Source organism: Pseudomonas sp. M30-35 (assembly GCF_002163625.1).
In the GTDB taxonomy this organism is placed as follows: Bacteria; Pseudomonadota; Gammaproteobacteria; order Pseudomonadales; family Pseudomonadaceae; genus Aquipseudomonas.
In genome coordinates this window covers 40,379-55,790 of sequence record NZ_CP020892.1, presented here as the reverse complement: position 1 = coordinate 55,790, position 15,412 = coordinate 40,379, and the positions used below count along the sequence as shown (strand labels likewise).

Annotated in this window: 12 protein-coding genes; 6 read left to right on the top strand and 6 right to left on the bottom strand. The window is 55.0% G+C overall.

Annotated elements, in window-relative coordinates:
- The first annotated feature begins 211 nt into the window (after positions 1-211).
- Complete coding sequence (locus tag B9K09_RS00225) at positions 212-1,183, top strand: TAXI family TRAP transporter solute-binding subunit (protein WP_087514890.1); 972 nt, start codon at positions 212-214, stop codon at positions 1,181-1,183.
- Between the two features lie 146 nt (positions 1,184-1,329).
- Positions 1,330-3,900, top strand: coding sequence for a TRAP transporter permease (locus B9K09_RS00220; RefSeq protein ID WP_087514889.1), 2,571 nt, complete (start codon positions 1,330-1,332; stop codon positions 3,898-3,900).
- A 73-nt stretch (positions 3,901-3,973) separates the two neighbouring features.
- Here the strand turns inward: B9K09_RS00220 and B9K09_RS00215 are convergent, their stop codons facing one another.
- From B9K09_RS00215 to B9K09_RS00205, 3 genes are all read right to left on the bottom strand, one after another.
- Positions 3,974-5,029: a hypothetical protein gene (locus B9K09_RS00215; RefSeq protein WP_087514888.1), complete on the bottom strand. Its 1,056-nt coding sequence runs from the start codon at positions 5,027-5,029 to the stop codon at positions 3,974-3,976.
- A gap of 401 nt (positions 5,030-5,430) precedes the next feature.
- Positions 5,431-6,342 carry a D-alanyl-D-alanine endopeptidase gene (pbpG, locus tag B9K09_RS00210; RefSeq protein ID WP_087518912.1) on the bottom strand — a complete coding sequence of 304 codons (912 nt, stop codon included), beginning with the start codon at positions 6,340-6,342 and terminating at the stop codon, positions 5,431-5,433.
- Positions 6,343-6,471: 129 nt separating this feature from the next.
- Positions 6,472-7,395 (bottom strand): LysR family transcriptional regulator, encoded by a 924-nt coding sequence (locus tag B9K09_RS00205; RefSeq protein ID WP_087514887.1) that lies wholly within the window; start codon positions 7,393-7,395, stop codon positions 6,472-6,474.
- 113 nt (positions 7,396-7,508) lie between these two features.
- On the opposite strand from B9K09_RS00205, the gene betC reads away from it, so the two are divergent.
- From betC to B9K09_RS00190, 3 genes are all read left to right on the top strand, one after another.
- Positions 7,509-9,023 (top strand): choline-sulfatase, encoded by a 1,515-nt coding sequence (gene betC / locus B9K09_RS00200; RefSeq protein ID WP_087514886.1) that lies wholly within the window; start codon positions 7,509-7,511, stop codon positions 9,021-9,023.
- Between the two features lie 92 nt (positions 9,024-9,115).
- Positions 9,116-10,039, top strand: a complete 924-nt coding sequence (choX, locus tag B9K09_RS00195) for a choline ABC transporter substrate-binding protein (RefSeq protein WP_177408615.1) — start codon at positions 9,116-9,118, stop codon at positions 10,037-10,039.
- Between the two features lie 207 nt (positions 10,040-10,246).
- On the top strand, positions 10,247-11,815 hold the full coding sequence (locus B9K09_RS00190) for a SulP family inorganic anion transporter (RefSeq protein WP_087514885.1): 1,569 nt from the start codon (positions 10,247-10,249) through the stop codon (positions 11,813-11,815).
- Positions 11,816-11,823: 8 nt separating this feature from the next.
- Here B9K09_RS00190 and aroE read toward each other — a convergent pair whose 3' ends face one another.
- The 3 genes from aroE to hemF are packed head-to-tail and all read right to left on the bottom strand — an operon-like array spanning position 11,824 to position 14,220.
- A complete protein-coding gene (gene aroE / locus B9K09_RS00185; protein ID WP_087514884.1) occupies positions 11,824-12,645 on the bottom strand; it encodes a shikimate dehydrogenase in 822 nt (273 codons plus the stop codon).
- A gap of 52 nt (positions 12,646-12,697) precedes the next feature.
- Positions 12,698-13,309, bottom strand: a complete 612-nt coding sequence (locus B9K09_RS00180; protein ID WP_087514883.1) for a hypothetical protein — start codon at positions 13,307-13,309, stop codon at positions 12,698-12,700.
- Positions 13,306-14,220, bottom strand: a complete 915-nt coding sequence (gene hemF / locus B9K09_RS00175) for an oxygen-dependent coproporphyrinogen oxidase (RefSeq protein WP_087514882.1) — start codon at positions 14,218-14,220, stop codon at positions 13,306-13,308. Before hemF ends, B9K09_RS00180 begins: the two co-directional genes overlap by 4 nt.
- 194 nt (positions 14,221-14,414) lie before the next feature.
- Here hemF and B9K09_RS00170 point away from each other — a divergent pair, with 194 nt between their 5' ends.
- The gene (locus B9K09_RS00170; RefSeq protein WP_087514881.1) at positions 14,415-15,392 is read left to right on the top strand and encodes an NADPH:quinone reductase; all 978 of its coding nucleotides are present in this window, start codon (positions 14,415-14,417) and stop codon (positions 15,390-15,392) included.
- The last annotated feature ends 20 nt before the right edge of the window (positions 15,393-15,412 follow it).

The following is a 15,412-nucleotide window of genomic DNA, read 5'->3' as shown; positions in this document are numbered from 1 at the left end:
GATTTTGCCCAATGCAACAGCTTTGCGATAGCCCAAATAACCACGACATATTCAGCTCTGCTTATCCAGCTATTATGCTGGACGTTCGCTCCAAAAAAGCGCAGAAACGAATTGTCCCGTGCATAGGGCTCGAGAACGGTTAAACTTTCATCCTTCCGCTACGCTCAAAAGGCATAGAGGGATCACAATAACCAAGAAAGGAGAACTCCCCATGAAAGGCAAATCCTTAGCATGGGTTCTGTCGGCAGCACTCGCAGGCATTACTCTGAGTGGCGCGGCCCAGGCCGAAGATAAATTCATCACCATCGGCACGGGTGGCCAGACAGGCGTTTATTACGTCGCTGGTCAGTCAATTTGCCGCTTTGTAAACCGTGGCAATGCTGATCACGGTATCAAGTGCAATGCACCTGCCAGCGGCGGTGGCGTAGCAAACGTCAACGGCCTGCGCAGCGGTGAGTTCAGCTTCGGCATTATGCAGTCTGACCACCAGTTCAAAGCACTCAAAGGTTTGCCGCCATTTGAAGCCGAAGGCGCGATGGAAGACATCCGTGCAGTGTTCTCCCTGCAAAGCGAAGTTTTCACCATCCTCGCCCGCCGTGACGCCAATATCAAAACCGTTGATGACCTCAAAGGTAAGCGCGTCAATATCGGTAACCCAGGTTCCGGTCAGCGTGACACCCTTGAAGAAATCATGCGCGTTAAAGGCTGGGACAAGTCGGCGTTCTCGCTGGCTGCTGAGCTGAAACCTGCTGAGCAAGCTTCTGCTTTGGGTGACAACAACATTGATGCAATGACCTACTTTGTGGGTCATCCAAACGGTGCAATTCAAGAAGCCACCACCACAACTGACGCGGTACTGGTTCCAGTTTCTGGCCCGGACATCGACAAGCTGTTGGCTGAGAAGACTTACTACACCAAAGCTGAAATCCCAGGCGGGATGTACAAAGGCAGCGATGCCCCAACTCAGTCGATCGGTGGTAAAGCAGTTCTTTCGACCACAGCTAAAGCTGATCCAGAAGTGGTTTACCAACTGGTTAAGTCGGTATTCGACAACATTGATCGCTTCAAGCGTCTGCACCCTGCATTTGCCGACCTGAAAGAACAAGACATGATCAAAGTTGGCCTCACCGCTCCACTGCACGAAGGCGCGATCCGTTACTACAAAGAACGCGGCTGGATGTAATCGGCCGGTTGTTTGCGCACTCACCAAGAGCGCGCAAACCGCCTTTGGTTAGGGCTCTTTCTCACTAGCCTTACGTGAAGCAAGCCCGCTAGCTAATGGCTGCGGGCTTTGCTGTTTGATGAACTCTTGAATGCAGGTTCCACTCCATGGATGAAAAACAACTATCCACTGAAGAACTGATTGCCCAGGATGTTGGCGCGCGCTTGCCAATTGGAGCGATGGCGACAGTAATCACCGGCTTAGCGCTGTTGTGGTCACTGTTTCAGCTCTGGATTGCATCGCCGCTACCGTTCATTTTCGGTTTTGGGGTGCTTAACGATACTGAAACCCGAGCCATTCACTTGGCATTTGCCTTGCTGTTGGCGTTTCTTGCGTATCCGGCCTTTAAAAAGTCACCGCGTGATTATGTCCCGGCAATGGATATTGCTTTGGGGCTGATAGCGGCGGCCAGTGCGGCCTACCTGTTTATTTTCTATCAGCAGTTGGCACAACGCCCCGGAAGTTTAACCACCGCCGACCTGGTAACGGCGTGCATTGGTATTCCACTGCTGCTCGAAGCCACACGTCGAGCCCTTGGCCCGCCGCTGGCAATTATCGCTTTGCTGTTTCTCATCTACAGTCTGGCCGGGCCTTATATGCCGGGCTTACTGGCGCATCGCGGGGTCAGTTTCACCGCAATGGCCAACCATCAGTGGATAACCACCGAAGGTGTATTTGGCATCGCCCTGGGAGTGTCCACCAGTTTCGTATTCCTGTTTGTGCTGTTCGGTGCCTTGCTTGAGCGCGCTGGCGCTGGTCATTACTTCATCCAATTGGCGTTCAGCATGCTTGGACATCTACGTGGCGGCCCGGCGAAAGCAGCGGTTGTAGCGTCGGGACTGACCGGGATGATTTCCGGCTCCTCGATCGCCAACGTAGTCACTACTGGCACCTTCACCATTCCGATGATGAAACGCACCGGTTTTTCCGCAGAGAAAGCCGGCGCAGTCGAAGTGGCCTCCTCGGTTAATGGCCAGATCATGCCGCCGGTGATGGGTGCAGCAGCGTTTCTGATGGTTGAATACATCGGCATGTCTTATGTCGAGATCATCAAGCACGCCTTCCTGCCTGCAGCGATTTCCTATATTGCCCTGCTCTATATCGTCCATCTTGAGTCACTCAAGCTTGGCCTGCAGCCGATTGGTGGGCATGTGCCTAAGCCTTGGTTGCGCCGTATTACCGGTTTTGCATTCGGTGTTGCCCTGATTTCCGGTATTTCACTGGTGGTCTACTACGGTTTGGGCTGGCTCAAACCTGCGCTGGGTGAATACGCCCTGCCCGGCATTAGCGTGCTGTTGGCGGTGGTCTATCTGGGCCTGCTGAAGATTGCTTCGAGCGTTCCGCCGCTGCCACCTGAAGACCCTGATGCACCGCTGGAAACACTGCCTAAAACCCGTGCGGTATTGCTCAGTGGCTTGCACTTCCTGCTGCCGGTAGTGGTGCTGGTCTGGTGTTTGATGATCGAACGCCTATCACCCGGTTTGTCGGCATTTTGGGGCAGCGTAATGCTGACCATCATCCTGCTGACGCAACGCCCGCTGCTGAGCTGGTTGCGCACCGATGGCACGCATGAGCATGGCACTTTCAAAGATGGCGTTATTGACCTGCGCGAAGGCCTGATTGCCGGTGCACGCAACATGATTGGTATCGGTATTGCCACCGCTGCGGCGGGCATTATCGTCGGTGCCGTTTCGCAAACCGGCGTCGGTCTGGTTCTAGCGGATCTGGTTGAGTTGCTGTCGATGGGTAACTTGCTGCTGATGCTGGTGCTCACCGCCTTCTTCAGCTTGATCCTCGGCATGGGTTTGCCGACTACCGCCAACTACATTGTAGTTTCAAGCCTGCTCGCACCCGTGGTGGTTACACTCGGCCAACAGAACGGTTTGATCGTGCCGCTGATTGCGGTGCACTTGTTCGTCTTCTACTTCGGCATCATGGCTGACGTGACACCGCCAGTCGGCCTGGCTTCGTTCGCGGCGGCTGCCGTGTCCAAGGGCGACCCGATCAAGACCGGTATCACCGCGTTCTATTACAGCCTCAGAACGGCGGCGTTGCCGTTCCTGTTCATCTTCAATACTGACCTGTTGTTGATCAATGTCGACTTCTGGCACGGCGTGCTGATCTTTATTGTCGCAACGGGAGCCATGTTGATATTTGCGGCGGGCACCCAGGGTTACTTCCTGGTTAAAAGCCGCTGGTACGAAAGCATTCTGTTGCTGCTGATCGCATTCACCCTGTTCCGTCCTGGCTTCTGGATGGACATCGTGCACGATCCGTATCGCACCATCGCCCCGGCCGAGTTCTCACAGGCGCTGGGCAATGTTGACGAAGGCAGTAAGCTGCGCATGCGCATTCGCGGTGAAGATGCGGTGGGTGATCCACGCGAGTTCTCCATCCTGCTGCCAGTACCTGAAGGTGCAACCGGCGAGGAGCGCCTGGCCAAACTGGGCCTGCAAACCTATGTGGATGGCGACAAGGTACTCATCGACAACGTCACCTTCGGCAGCCCTGCTGCTGAGGCAGGTCTAGAGTTCGACCAGCAGATATTGCTAGTGCGTGCCCCGACCGAGCGTTGGCAGAAAGAGTTCATGTGGATACCTGGGCTATTGCTGTTTGCCTTGGTGGTCTGGCTGCAACGTCGTCGCCGTGAGCCAGAGCCACAACCCGCTCTGGTGTAACGCGCCTTCGGTCAGCAAACAAAAAGGCCAGCCCGGTAATACGGGCTGGCCTTTTTGTTATTCAATTTACTTATCAATAACTTTTGAATGGATTGGCAATAACTGGAATAAACATAAACCTCAAGTTCCAGTCCGCATCGTACTCGTCACCCTTAACCACGCTGTACTGCATCTCAACAGCAAAACGCACAGGTAGCTTATTAATTTTAATTACATTGGAATAACCTAGGCCTATTGGGAAGTTAACTTTTTCACCGCTGTCCGCTTTCCAATCAACTCTGACGTTCGGCGTCATACCCACCAACTCTGTAGCACTGAGCCGGTAGTTTAAAAAATATTGAATATCCGACTGGCTGGTATCATCTCGATCCTCATCACCGGCGTAGGACCACCAATGCTGGGCCAATACACCAACGTTCCAGCCCCCCGGATCTGGCGCCAGCGTGGCAAGTAACACCGCCGGCCCCGCCTGATATTTACCTTGCCCCAGAACATCCTCTTCAGCAGTCGGGAATAACTGGGTAATACCTGCGCCCCACACCAAACCATCGTCGCGGGCAGGCCCTGTCAGGGTCAGCAAGCCCGTATCGCCAAAGCCAGTTGTACGCCCGTTATAGGGATAGTTATGGCTTAGCAGCTTATCCGTTGGAATATCTCCGGCACGCCCTTGCAAAGCGTCTCCAAAGCTATCATCGAAGGGCGATGATTGGTATTGCAGCACTGGACGTACGATCAAGTTCCACTCGTCGTCACCCACATCATATGGAAAGGACATAACCGGCTGAAATTTTGTCGAGTTAGACCAGCGCCCATTACTGGGCAATGCGTCGTTGTCGCCATCAAAATGGGTATAGTCATTCTGAAACCATAACATCCAGGCGGCGCCTAACGGGTTGGCTGTTGCCTTGGCGAGCTTTTCCAATTCTGCAGCGTCCGGCCCTGCAGTGTCTTTGGAATGGCTCTGCAATTTAGTTGCGTCGCTATGTTCTGATCCACCACCCGGTAATTGATTATTAACCGATTGGATCACTGAGGCGTTCTTATCGGCGGTTACGGATTGCGCCATAAGGGCGCCTGGAAGCAAACTTGCAATGCCACATACTAAGGTTAAGCGGGTCGGCAGATTCATTGTAAACACTCCCTTTTAAACGAATCTACTGTCAGGCAGAACTACAAGAAGCACTAACAGTCTTCTGACTACTCGAAAACTATATAGCACTTTGAAAGTACGGTTCGCGTAATCAACACACTATTGATTTAAGTCATAAAACATTTAATTTAATTTGCATAACAACGTATCTCGCCCACAAATAAGCACCCGACATATATACACATTAACCCTGCATGGGTTATTGCTCTTAAGTCGGTAATTTAAGCGAGGGGGGCAGTTGTTGCGCTGCATAGCACCCACGAATGGGTGGATGAAGAAGTCTGGTTGGGATCTTGGGCGAGGTCGCCTGACAGGGGAAGCACAACCCTGCCAGGTTGACAGGGCATGCTGCGGCTTTTAGCCAGCAACAACGACGACCATCAGCGCTGCGCTTGCATCTGACGCTGCGCCTGCTTTTGCTGGCGATACGCGATAGCAGCGGGTGGCACCGGGGTAATAGCGCCAGTTTCCATCCACTTTTTCAAGCGATTGGCGTCGGCCATGTGGGTGTACTTGCCGAACGCATCCAGCACGACAAAAGCCACCGGGCGCTTGTTCATCTCCGTGCGCATAACCAGGCAATGGCCCGCTTCATCGGTATACCCGGTTTTAGTCAATTGAATATTCCAGTTCGCCTTGCGCACCAAACCGTTGGTGTTGCGAAAGCCCAAGCTGTAGTTGGGTTTACGGAAGGCCACGGTTTTATCGTCAGCGGTGCTTAGCTTACTGAGCAGTGGATAACTACGCGTGGCCTTGAGCAGCAATACCAGATCGGTTGCAGTCGAAACGTTGAGCGGCGACAGGCCTGTTGGCTCGACGTAATGGGTATTGCGCATGCCCAGCGCGCGGGCCTTGGCGTTCATCGCCGCGATAAATGCAGTCTGGCCGCCCGGATAGTGATGGGCAAGACTCGCCGCCGCACGGTTTTCTGATGACATCAGCGCCAGCAACAGCATGTCCCGGCGACTCAGCTCGCTGCCAATCCGCACACGGGAGAAAACCCCGCGCATTTCCTGGGTGTCGGCAATGTTGATGTCGAGCATCTGCTCCATCGGCAACTTGGCGTCCAGGGTGACGACGGCGGTCATCAGCTTGGTCACCGAGGCGATGGGCAAAACCACGTTTGGATTGCTCGAATAGAGCACCTTGTTGGTATTCAAGTCGACCAACAGCGCACTACCCGCCGCCAGTTCTTGATGCACAGGCTTTTTGCTGGCGGCCAGCACGTTCGATGTAACTAAAACGCTGCTGCAAACCAGCAACAGACTGACTATCGAATGACGAATTTTCAAGGGAAGTTCACTGAGCAAAGTTGGATGAGCCTGAACAGCATATTCAAGCACGATAATTATACGGAATTCATTCAGGGTTCTTTGAACCCCCTGGGTCGATGACGTTCCTACCTTTCGTCTGCAAACAGACTAGGCGATGCCTGCGCGGGTGCCGGCCAGCTCATCTTGCAGCCAATCAACAAACAGCTGGGTAATACGTTGTCGGCGTTTACGTTCGGGCAGTACCAGATAGTAACCCAGCTCGGTGCAGGCTCCGCCCTCACAGGCTCGGCACAACAAACCTTGCTCCAGCAACTCATCGATTAGGTAGCGCCAGCCAATCGCCACGCCCTGCCCGGCAATCGCCGCCTGGATCAACAAAGTGTAGTTATCGAAACGTAAACTGCCGGGGCTCGGCGCCTCAGAAATCCCCAGCGCGGTAAACAACCCTTGCCAGTCCAACCAACTGGCGCGGCTTTCAGGGCGCAAATGCAACAACGGCAGCTGTGCCAGCATCGCTGGCGTTAACGGTTGAGCATAACCTTTGAGCAGTTGCGCACTGCACACCGGATACACCTCTTCGGCAAACAACAACCGCGACTGACCGTTCTTGACTCGACCATCGCCAAACGCTATCGCCACATCAATTTCAGCTGACAGGGCACCCAGATCACGCTCGCCGGTGAGCAGGCTGACATCGACCTCCGGATACAACTGGTTGAAACGTTTAAGGCGAGGCATCAACCAATACGCGGCAAAGGCAAAATCAGTCGCAACCTGAAGCACCTCATGTTGTTGCTGCGAGGTAACCGCTTGCAGTCCAGCATCGAGCGTACTCAGGCCGTCCTGAACATAATGCAATAAATGCTCACCGGCCTCGGTGAGGACAATACCGCGATAAACCCGGTCAAAGAGCCGGGTATGCAACCGTTGCTCAAGGCGTTTTATCTGTTGGCTTATGGCTGGCTGACTGGTGCCCAACTCAGAGGCCGCCGCAGTAAAGCTCAACTGTCGCGCAGCAGATTCAAAGACTCGCAGCACATCGAGTGACAGGTCGTTGAAGCGATCATACATAAGCTGAAGTTATCCAAGCTATGTGTTTGATGCGGGTTTACCCCAGTTTTTGTTGGCTTGATTATAGATACCGCACTTTCGCATAAATTTTTTATATGGGATACAGACTGGCCATGACACGACCCAACATCCTCTTCATCATGGCCGACCAGATGGCCGCACCGATCCTGCCGCTGCACGATGCCAACTCGCAAATTAAGATGCCAAACCTGATGCGACTGGCAGAATCAGCCGTGGTATTCGACTCAGCCTATTGCAACAGCCCATTGTGTGCACCCTCGCGCTTCACCTTGGTCAGCGGTCAACTGCCGAGCAAAATCGGCGCCTACGATAACGCCGCGGACTTGCCCGCCGACGTGCCAACTTATGCACACTATTTGCGTTTGCTCGGTTATCGCACCGCCTTGTCGGGCAAGATGCACTTCTGTGGCCCGGACCAGTTGCATGGCTTTGAGGAGCGTCTGACCAGCGATATTTACCCTGCGGATTACGGTTGGTCAGTCAATTGGGATGCCCCCGAAGAGCGCCTGAGTTGGTACCACAACATGTCCTCGGTGCTGCAAGCTGGGCCTTGTGTGCGCAGCAACCAACTGGATTTCGATGAAGAGGTCGTGTTCAAGGCGCAGCAGTATTTGTACGACCATGTGCGCAGCGCCAGCGACCAACCTTTTTGCCTGACCGTGTCGATGACCCACCCACACGATCCGTACACCATCACCCGCGAATTTTGGGATATGTACCAAGGCGTCGATATCGACCTGCCAAAACAGTTTATCGAGCAAGATCAGCAAGACCCGCATGCCAAACGGGTGATGAAGGTCATCGACCTGTGGGACAAGCCAATGGCTGATGACAAGATCAAGGATGCACGCCGCGCCTATTACGGCGCGTGCAGCTATATCGACAGCAACATTGGCAAGCTGCTGAAAACCCTAAAGGAATGCGGCTTGGACGATGACACCATCATCGTATTCTCGGGCGATCATGGCGACATGCTCGGCGAGCGCGGCCTCTGGTACAAGATGCAGTGGTATGAAATGTCTGCCCGCGTGCCAATGCTGGTGCATGCACCCAAGCGCTTCGCAGCGCGGCGGGTCAGCCAATCGGTATCAACCATGGACTTACTGCCCACCTTCGTTGAACTGGCAGGCGGTAACGTTAACCCTGACTTAGCGCTCGATGGCCGCTCACTGCTCACGCACCTGGAAACCGGCACGGGTCACGATCACGTACTCGGCGAATACATGGCCGAGGGCAGCAACAGCCCGCTGATGATGATTCGGCGTGGTGACTACAAGTTGATCTTCTCGGAAGTCGACCCGCTGATGCTGTTCGATATAAGCAATGATCCTCAAGAACGTGAGAACCTTGCCAACTCAGATGATCATCAAACAGTGCTCGCAAGCTTGGTTCAAGAAGCTAAGGAACAGTGGGATATTGCCGCCATTCACGAAGCCACGTTGGCCAGCCAACGCCGCCGCCGTCTGGTTGCAGGCGCACTTAGCCAAGGCACACTGAAGAGCTGGGACCACCAGCCGATGGTCGACGCCAGCCAGCAGTACATGCGTAACCATATCGACCTTGACGACCTAGAACGGCGCGCACGCTTTCCTCAGGTCGATGCTTGAAACCGTCTACTAAGATAAATCAAATTGAACTGCCATCACTGCCTGTCGTCAGCAAAAGCTGGCACAGGAAAAAACATAAAAAAGGAGAAGGCATGAAAACTCTCACACCTATTTTCGCAGGCAGCCTGTTACTGGCCGCCAGTATCGGTGCCCAAGCAGAAGACGCAAGCTGCACTACGGTGAAACTGGGGGATCCGGGCTGGAGTGATATTGCCGTGACCAATGGCGTCACCAGCTTCATTCTCGATAGCCTCGGCTACCAAGCCAAAACCCAGACGCTGGCCGTGCCAATCATCTTTGCTGGCCTGCAAAAAGGTCAGGTCGATGTATTTATGGGTAACTGGATGCCGGCCCAGCAAAGCAACTACGACAAGTTTGTCGCCAACGGCAAAGTCGACAACCTGAAACAGAACCTGACCGGCACTGAATACACCCTCGCTGTACCGAGTTACGCGTATGAGGCTGGGGTTAAAACTTTCGCTGACCTGAACAAGTTCGCGGATAAGTTCGACCATAAAGTCTACGGTATTGCCTCCGGCTCACCCGGTAATGAGTCGATCCGCAAAATGATTGAGACCAACGACTTCGACCTCAAAGACTGGAAGCTGATTGAATCCAGCGAGCAAGCCATGCTGGTTCAGGTCGGGCGCGCGGTAAAACGCGAGCAATTCGTGGTATTCCTCGGCTGGACGCCACACCCAATGAACGTTAAGTACGACATGAAATACCTCAAGGGCGGCGAAGCCTATTTTGGCGAAACCGGCAGTGTTAACACCCTCGCTCGTAAAGGTTACGCAGAGCAGTGCCCGAATGTTGGCAAACTGTTGAGCAACCTCAGTTTCACCCAGGAAATGGAAAACACGGTGATGGACAAAGTCCTGAGCAAGCAAGCGAGCAACAGCGAAGCAGTCAAAGCCTGGATGGCGGCCAATCCGGAAGTTGTCAAAGGCTGGCTCGATGGGGTTAAAACCCTCGACGGTGGCGACGGTCTCAAAGCAGTTCAAGCCAAGCTATAATGGTGTGCTGAACGGGCGGGCTTAAGCGCTTTCGACTTAAGTCCGTCGAGCTTGGCCGAACAAACCCAAGCGCAAGAACCAAAACCAACCTCGCGACTCAACACTGCCTGGAATAGCCGCTGCGGAATACGCCATACTGATGCGAACTATTAAGTTGTTTAAGGTCAGGTTTGCCATGCACAGCAACTTAGACGTTCAAGCTCGCTGATGCGACGACCTAGCCTGCAAAGCCTGCTGCCGTTTCTGCGCTGGCTGCCGACTACCCCCCGGAAAACCCTGGGTAACGACGCACTGGTCGGTTTGACCGGAGCGATTCTGGCATTGCCGCAATCCATTGCTTACGCACTGATTGCCGGGCTGCCACCCGAGTACGGCCTTTACGCAGCGATTGTGCCGGTGATTATTGCCTCACTCTGGGGCTCATCCTGGCACCTGATCTGCGGGCCAACAGCGGCCATCTCGATTGTCTTGTTCACCAGCGTCAGCCCTCTGGCCAAGCCTGGCAGTGATGACTTTGTCGCGCTGATCCTGCTACTCAGTTTTATTGCCGGGTTATTCCAGTGGCTGCTCGGGCTGATGCGCTTTGGCGCCTTGGTCAACTTCGTCTCACACTCCGTGGTGCTCGGTTTCACCCTTGGAGCGGCAGTGGTGATCGCGCTGGGACAACTGCCAAACTTGCTCGGCATCGACATTCCAAGCCAAAAAACCGCACTCATCTCATTGGTCAATATCGGCCAGCATCTCGACGAAATCGACTGGCGCTCGGTCGCGCTGGCGGCATTTACCCTGGCGGTCAGCGTATTGTGCAAGCAATTCTGGCCGCGCGGACCGGCGTTGCTGGTCAGCCTTGTGGTGGGCAGTCTCGCGGTGCTCGCCCTGCCGCAACAACTCGGACATGTCACATTGGTCAGCCCATTCGAGGGCAAACTGCCGCCCCTGGTGTTGCTCGATTTTGATCTCGAGAGCATCCTGCAATTGCTCCCGGCAGCCATCGCCTGCGGCATGCTCGGGCTGGTCACCAGCTTATCGATTGCCCGCTCGCTGGCGAGTAAATCGCAACAATTCCTTGATGCCAACCAAGAGGTGCGCGCACAAGGCTTATCCAACATCATCGGCCCATGGTTCTCCGGCTCACTGTCGGCGGGCTCGTTTACCCGCTCGGCGCTGAACCTGCAGGCCGGTGCACGCTCGCCGCTGGCAGGGGTGTTCTCAGCAATTCTGGTGGCGCTGTTTGCCTTGTTTGGCGCGAAGTTGATCGAGCACATTCCGCTGCCCTGTATGGCGGCGGGAATCCTGCTGATCTGCTGGGGTTTGCTGGATATTGGCGGAGTTAAGGCGCTCTACCGGGTCAGCCGCTCAGAGTTCCTGGTGATGCTGTTAACCCTGTCCGCAACGCTGTTAATGGAGTTGCAAACGGCAATCTATGCCGGGGTGCTGGCTTCGCTGTTTTTCTACCTGAAACGCACCTCACAGCCGCGCGTGAAGTTCTGGCAGGACGGCAACGAAGAGTTGTTGCGCGTCGAAGGCTCGATCTTCTTTGGCGCTTGCCACTACCTGCAACAGATCATTCAACGCAGCCGTGGCGAGCGGGTGATTATCGATGCGCACCACGTCAACTTCATTGATTACGCCGGGGTTGAGATGCTTCACCAAGAAGCCCGACGCCTGCGCGGACAAAAGCGCAACTTGATCATTCGCCGAGCCCGGCCACAGGTGCTCGAAGAAATCCAAAAGCTAGAAGGCGCGGAGCAGTGTCCTATTGTTTTCGAGGATTAGCAGGACGCTTACTCAGCCAGTAAGCGCCGCAGCTCAGCCAGCACCGGCCCTGTTGCCGGGCGTACACCGCGCCAGATAAAGAAGGCTTCAGCGGCTTGCTCGACCAACATCCCAAGGCCATCAATGGTCCGCGCAGCGCCTTGCTCAGCGGCCCAACGATTAAATGCAGTGGGTTCCTTGCCGTACATCATGTCGTAGCACACAGTGTGCCCAGGCTTGATCAAGCTACCCGCAATCGCCGGGACATCACCCGCCAGGCTTGCTGAAGTGCCATTGACTATCAGGTCTACCGGGGCGTCAATCCAGTCAAAGCCGCTGGCCACTACCGGACCTAAATCGGCAAACTGCTGGGCCAATTGTTCGGCCTTCTCAACGGTACGATTGGCGATCACCACACTGCTCGGCTGCTCAGCCATAAAGGGCTCAATAATGCCTCTTACAGCGCCACCTGCACCCAGCACCAGAATGCGTTTGCCGCGCAGAAAAAAACTGGCATTGATCTGTAGGTCACGCACCAGCCCAGCACCATCGGTGTTGTCACCTACCAGCGTGCCGTCTAACAGTTTTTTTAAGGTATTAACCGCACCAGCACGCTGTGCACGCGCAGACAAGGTGTCTGCCAGAGCAAAGGCCTGCTCTTTGAATGGCACAGTAACGTTGGCACCCTTGCCTTCACTGAAAAACCCTTGGGCAAAATCACTGAAGCCATCCAGCGGTGCCAGCAGGGCTTCGTAGCTCAGTTGTTGATTGGTTTGCTCAGCAAACAATTTGTGGATCAACGGCGACTTGCTGTGGCCGATTGGGTTACCAAATACGCCGTAACGGTCCATGTTGGAATCCTTACTTCTACCGCTGTTAACGTCCCGCAATCACGCAGTGGCTTTACCACCAACTGCGGTTGCTCTCCAACTCGCTCCGGCATTGCTTCAGTTGCCAGCCATAATTCTTTGCTTGCTGCTCGACCTTGCGCGCAACCTGCATCAGCCAGGCTTTACTGCGATAGGTGCCGCGACTATAGCCTCCGCGACCTTCGTGATAAGCCAGGTACTGATTGTAAGCATCCCACTTGGACACGCCCAAGGTGCGCTGCGTGACGTGGGTATACCAACCGACAAACATGATCGCATCTTCAAAATCATCACGCGAACCGCCGTTGCCTGTCTGGTCTTTGTACTCGCCCCAAACCGGGTCCTGAGCCTGTGCATAACCGTACGCCGAACTGACCCGTCCCCACGGAATGACCCACAACAAATAATCCCGTGGCGGCAAGGCGTCTTCAACAAAGCTGCTTTCTTGCTTGATGATCGCCATCGCCACATTCATCGGCGTGCCGTAGGCGTCCTGCATATCCAGCGAGTCTTCGTACCAGTCCGGGTATTCTCGGTAGATATTGCACAGGTTGTTTTGATCTTTCGGCGGCGCCGTCGAACAACCCGCCAGCAGCGCTAACGCAACCAGTAAACCTGCTACGCGCCCCTGGATAACCCTGTTCAAAGTTTGGCCAGCCAGTCTCGATCGGTCAGGTAATAGTCGGTGAGACGTGCCTCTTCGGTGCCCGGCTCAGCTTTCCAGTCGTAGCCCCAACGCACGTGCGGCGGCAACGACATCAGGATCGACTCAGTACGCCCACCCGACTGCAAACCGAACAAGGTGCCACGGTCATAAACCAGGTTGAACTCCACATAGCGCCCGCGGCGGAACGCTTGGAACTCGCGCTGCTGCTCGGTGTAGGCAGTCGCTTTGCGGCGCTGCACAATCGGCAAGTAGGCCTCAAGGTAGGCATCACCAATGGCGCGCAAGAAGGCAAAGCTGGTGTCGAAGTCCCACTCGTTCAAGTCATCAAAAAACAGGCCGCCAATGCCGCGGGGCTCGTTGCGATGCTTAATGTGGAAGTAGCGATCACACCACTCCTTGTAGCGCGGGTAGACGTCGGCGCCGAATGGCTCGCAGGCTTTTTGCGCAACGCGATGCCAATGCACACAGTCTTCTTCGTTGGCGTAATAAGGCGTCAAATCAAAGCCGCCACCAAACCACCAGACCGCTTCTTCGCCTTCTTTCTCGGCGATAAAGAACCGCACGTTTGCGTGTGAGGTCGGCACGTGAGGGTTGGTTGGGTGAATTACCAACGACACGCCCATTGCTTCAAACCCGCGACCAGCCAGTTCAGGACGGTGAGCACTGGCTGAGGGAGGCAAACCGGTGCCGAACACATGAGAGAAGTTGACCCCACCTTTTTCAATCAGGCCACCGTTCTCGATCACGCGCGTGCGTCCACCGCCACCCGCCGGACGCTGCCAGGCGTCTTCGATGAATTGGCTGCTGCCATCTTCGGCCTGCAACGCTGTGCAAATACGGTCTTGCAGGTCTAGCAAATAGGCTTTTACGGCCTCTGTACGATCACTCACGGTGCCACCTTGGGAAGCAGGTTAAGCCGCACGGCTTTAGTTGTGCGACGAAATCGGCGCTCAGCATACCATTTGCACCCCGGTGATCGCAGTTGACTCGAGTCAATTCGACGATAGATGTCCGGCAATGGGTGCCAAAAAAATTTGTCAGGTGCATCATTAGGTCACTAATGACCCTGATTACGGAGCCTGCAATGACCAAGCGCATTCAATTTAGCAGCCACGGTGGCCCTGAAGTACTTGAGTTCGTTGACCACCAACCAGCAGCGCCTGGCGCCGGTGAAGTTCGTGTGCAGAACCAAGCCATTGGTCTTAACTTCATCGACACTTACTTCCGTAGCGGCCTTTATCAGCCACCCGGTCTGCCATCGGGCCTGGGCACTGAAGGTGCTGGGATTGTTGAGGCTGTCGGCGCGGGCGTCAGCCAATTTCAAGTCGGCGACCGCGTCGCATACGCGACCGGACCACTGGGTGCATACAGTCAATTGCATGTGTTGCCAGCCAGCAAACTGGTGAAACTGCCAGACGCGATCAGCTTTGAACAAGCTGCAGCCGTCATGCTCAAAGGCCTCACCGTGCAATACCTGCTGCGTCAGACCTTTGAATTGCAAGGCGGCGAAACCGTACTCTTTCATGCCGCTGCCGGCGGCGTTGGCTCATTCGCTTGCCAGTGGGCCAAAGCGCTCGACGTCAAGCTTATTGGCACGGTCAGCACCGCTGAAAAAGCCGAGCGGGCGATGCAGCAGGGCGCTTGGGCGACCATTGACTACAGCCATGAAAATGTCGCTGAGCGCGTGCTTGAACTGACTGATGGCAAGAAATGCCCGGTGGTTTATGACGGCGTCGGCAAAGACACCTGGTCAACATCACTGGATTGCGTAGCCCCGCGCGGCTTGCTGGTCAGCTTTGGCAATGCCTCTGGTGCGGTGAGCGGGGTTAACTTGGGGATTCTGGCGCAGAAAGGCGCGCTGTACGTCACTCGACCAACCCTGGCCAGCTACGCCGACACCCCTGAACGCCTGCAAGCAATGGCTGACGAGCTATTCGGCATGATCAGCAGTGGCAAGCTGCATGTTGAGATCAGTCAGCGGTATCCTCTGGCTGAAGCCGCGCAGGCGCAAATTGCCCTCAGCGCACGCCAGACCACAGGCTCGACGATTCTGTTGCCGTAATGTGCCAAACACCAGTCGCT

Bases quoted from the DNA above. Each gene is read 5' to 3' on its own strand.
- B9K09_RS00205 (WP_087514887.1), bottom strand. From the start codon at position 7,395: ATGTATGATCGCTTCAACGACCTGTCACTCGATGTGCTGCGAGTCTTT.
- betC (WP_087514886.1), top strand. From the start codon at position 7,509: ATGACACGACCCAACATCCTCTTCATCATGGCCGACCAGATGGCCGCA.
- aroE (WP_087514884.1), bottom strand. From the start codon at position 12,645: ATGGACCGTTACGGCGTATTTGGTAACCCAATCGGCCACAGCAAGTCG.
- B9K09_RS00190 (WP_087514885.1), top strand. From the start codon at position 10,247: ATGCGACGACCTAGCCTGCAAAGCCTGCTGCCGTTTCTGCGCTGGCTG.
- B9K09_RS00220 (WP_087514889.1), top strand. From the start codon at position 1,330: ATGGATGAAAAACAACTATCCACTGAAGAACTGATTGCCCAGGATGTT.
- B9K09_RS00215 (WP_087514888.1), bottom strand. From the start codon at position 5,029: ATGAATCTGCCGACCCGCTTAACCTTAGTATGTGGCATTGCAAGTTTG.
- choX (WP_177408615.1), top strand. From the start codon at position 9,116: ATGAAAACTCTCACACCTATTTTCGCAGGCAGCCTGTTACTGGCCGCC.
- B9K09_RS00225 (WP_087514890.1), top strand. From the start codon at position 212: ATGAAAGGCAAATCCTTAGCATGGGTTCTGTCGGCAGCACTCGCAGGC.
- B9K09_RS00170 (WP_087514881.1), top strand. From the start codon at position 14,415: ATGACCAAGCGCATTCAATTTAGCAGCCACGGTGGCCCTGAAGTACTT.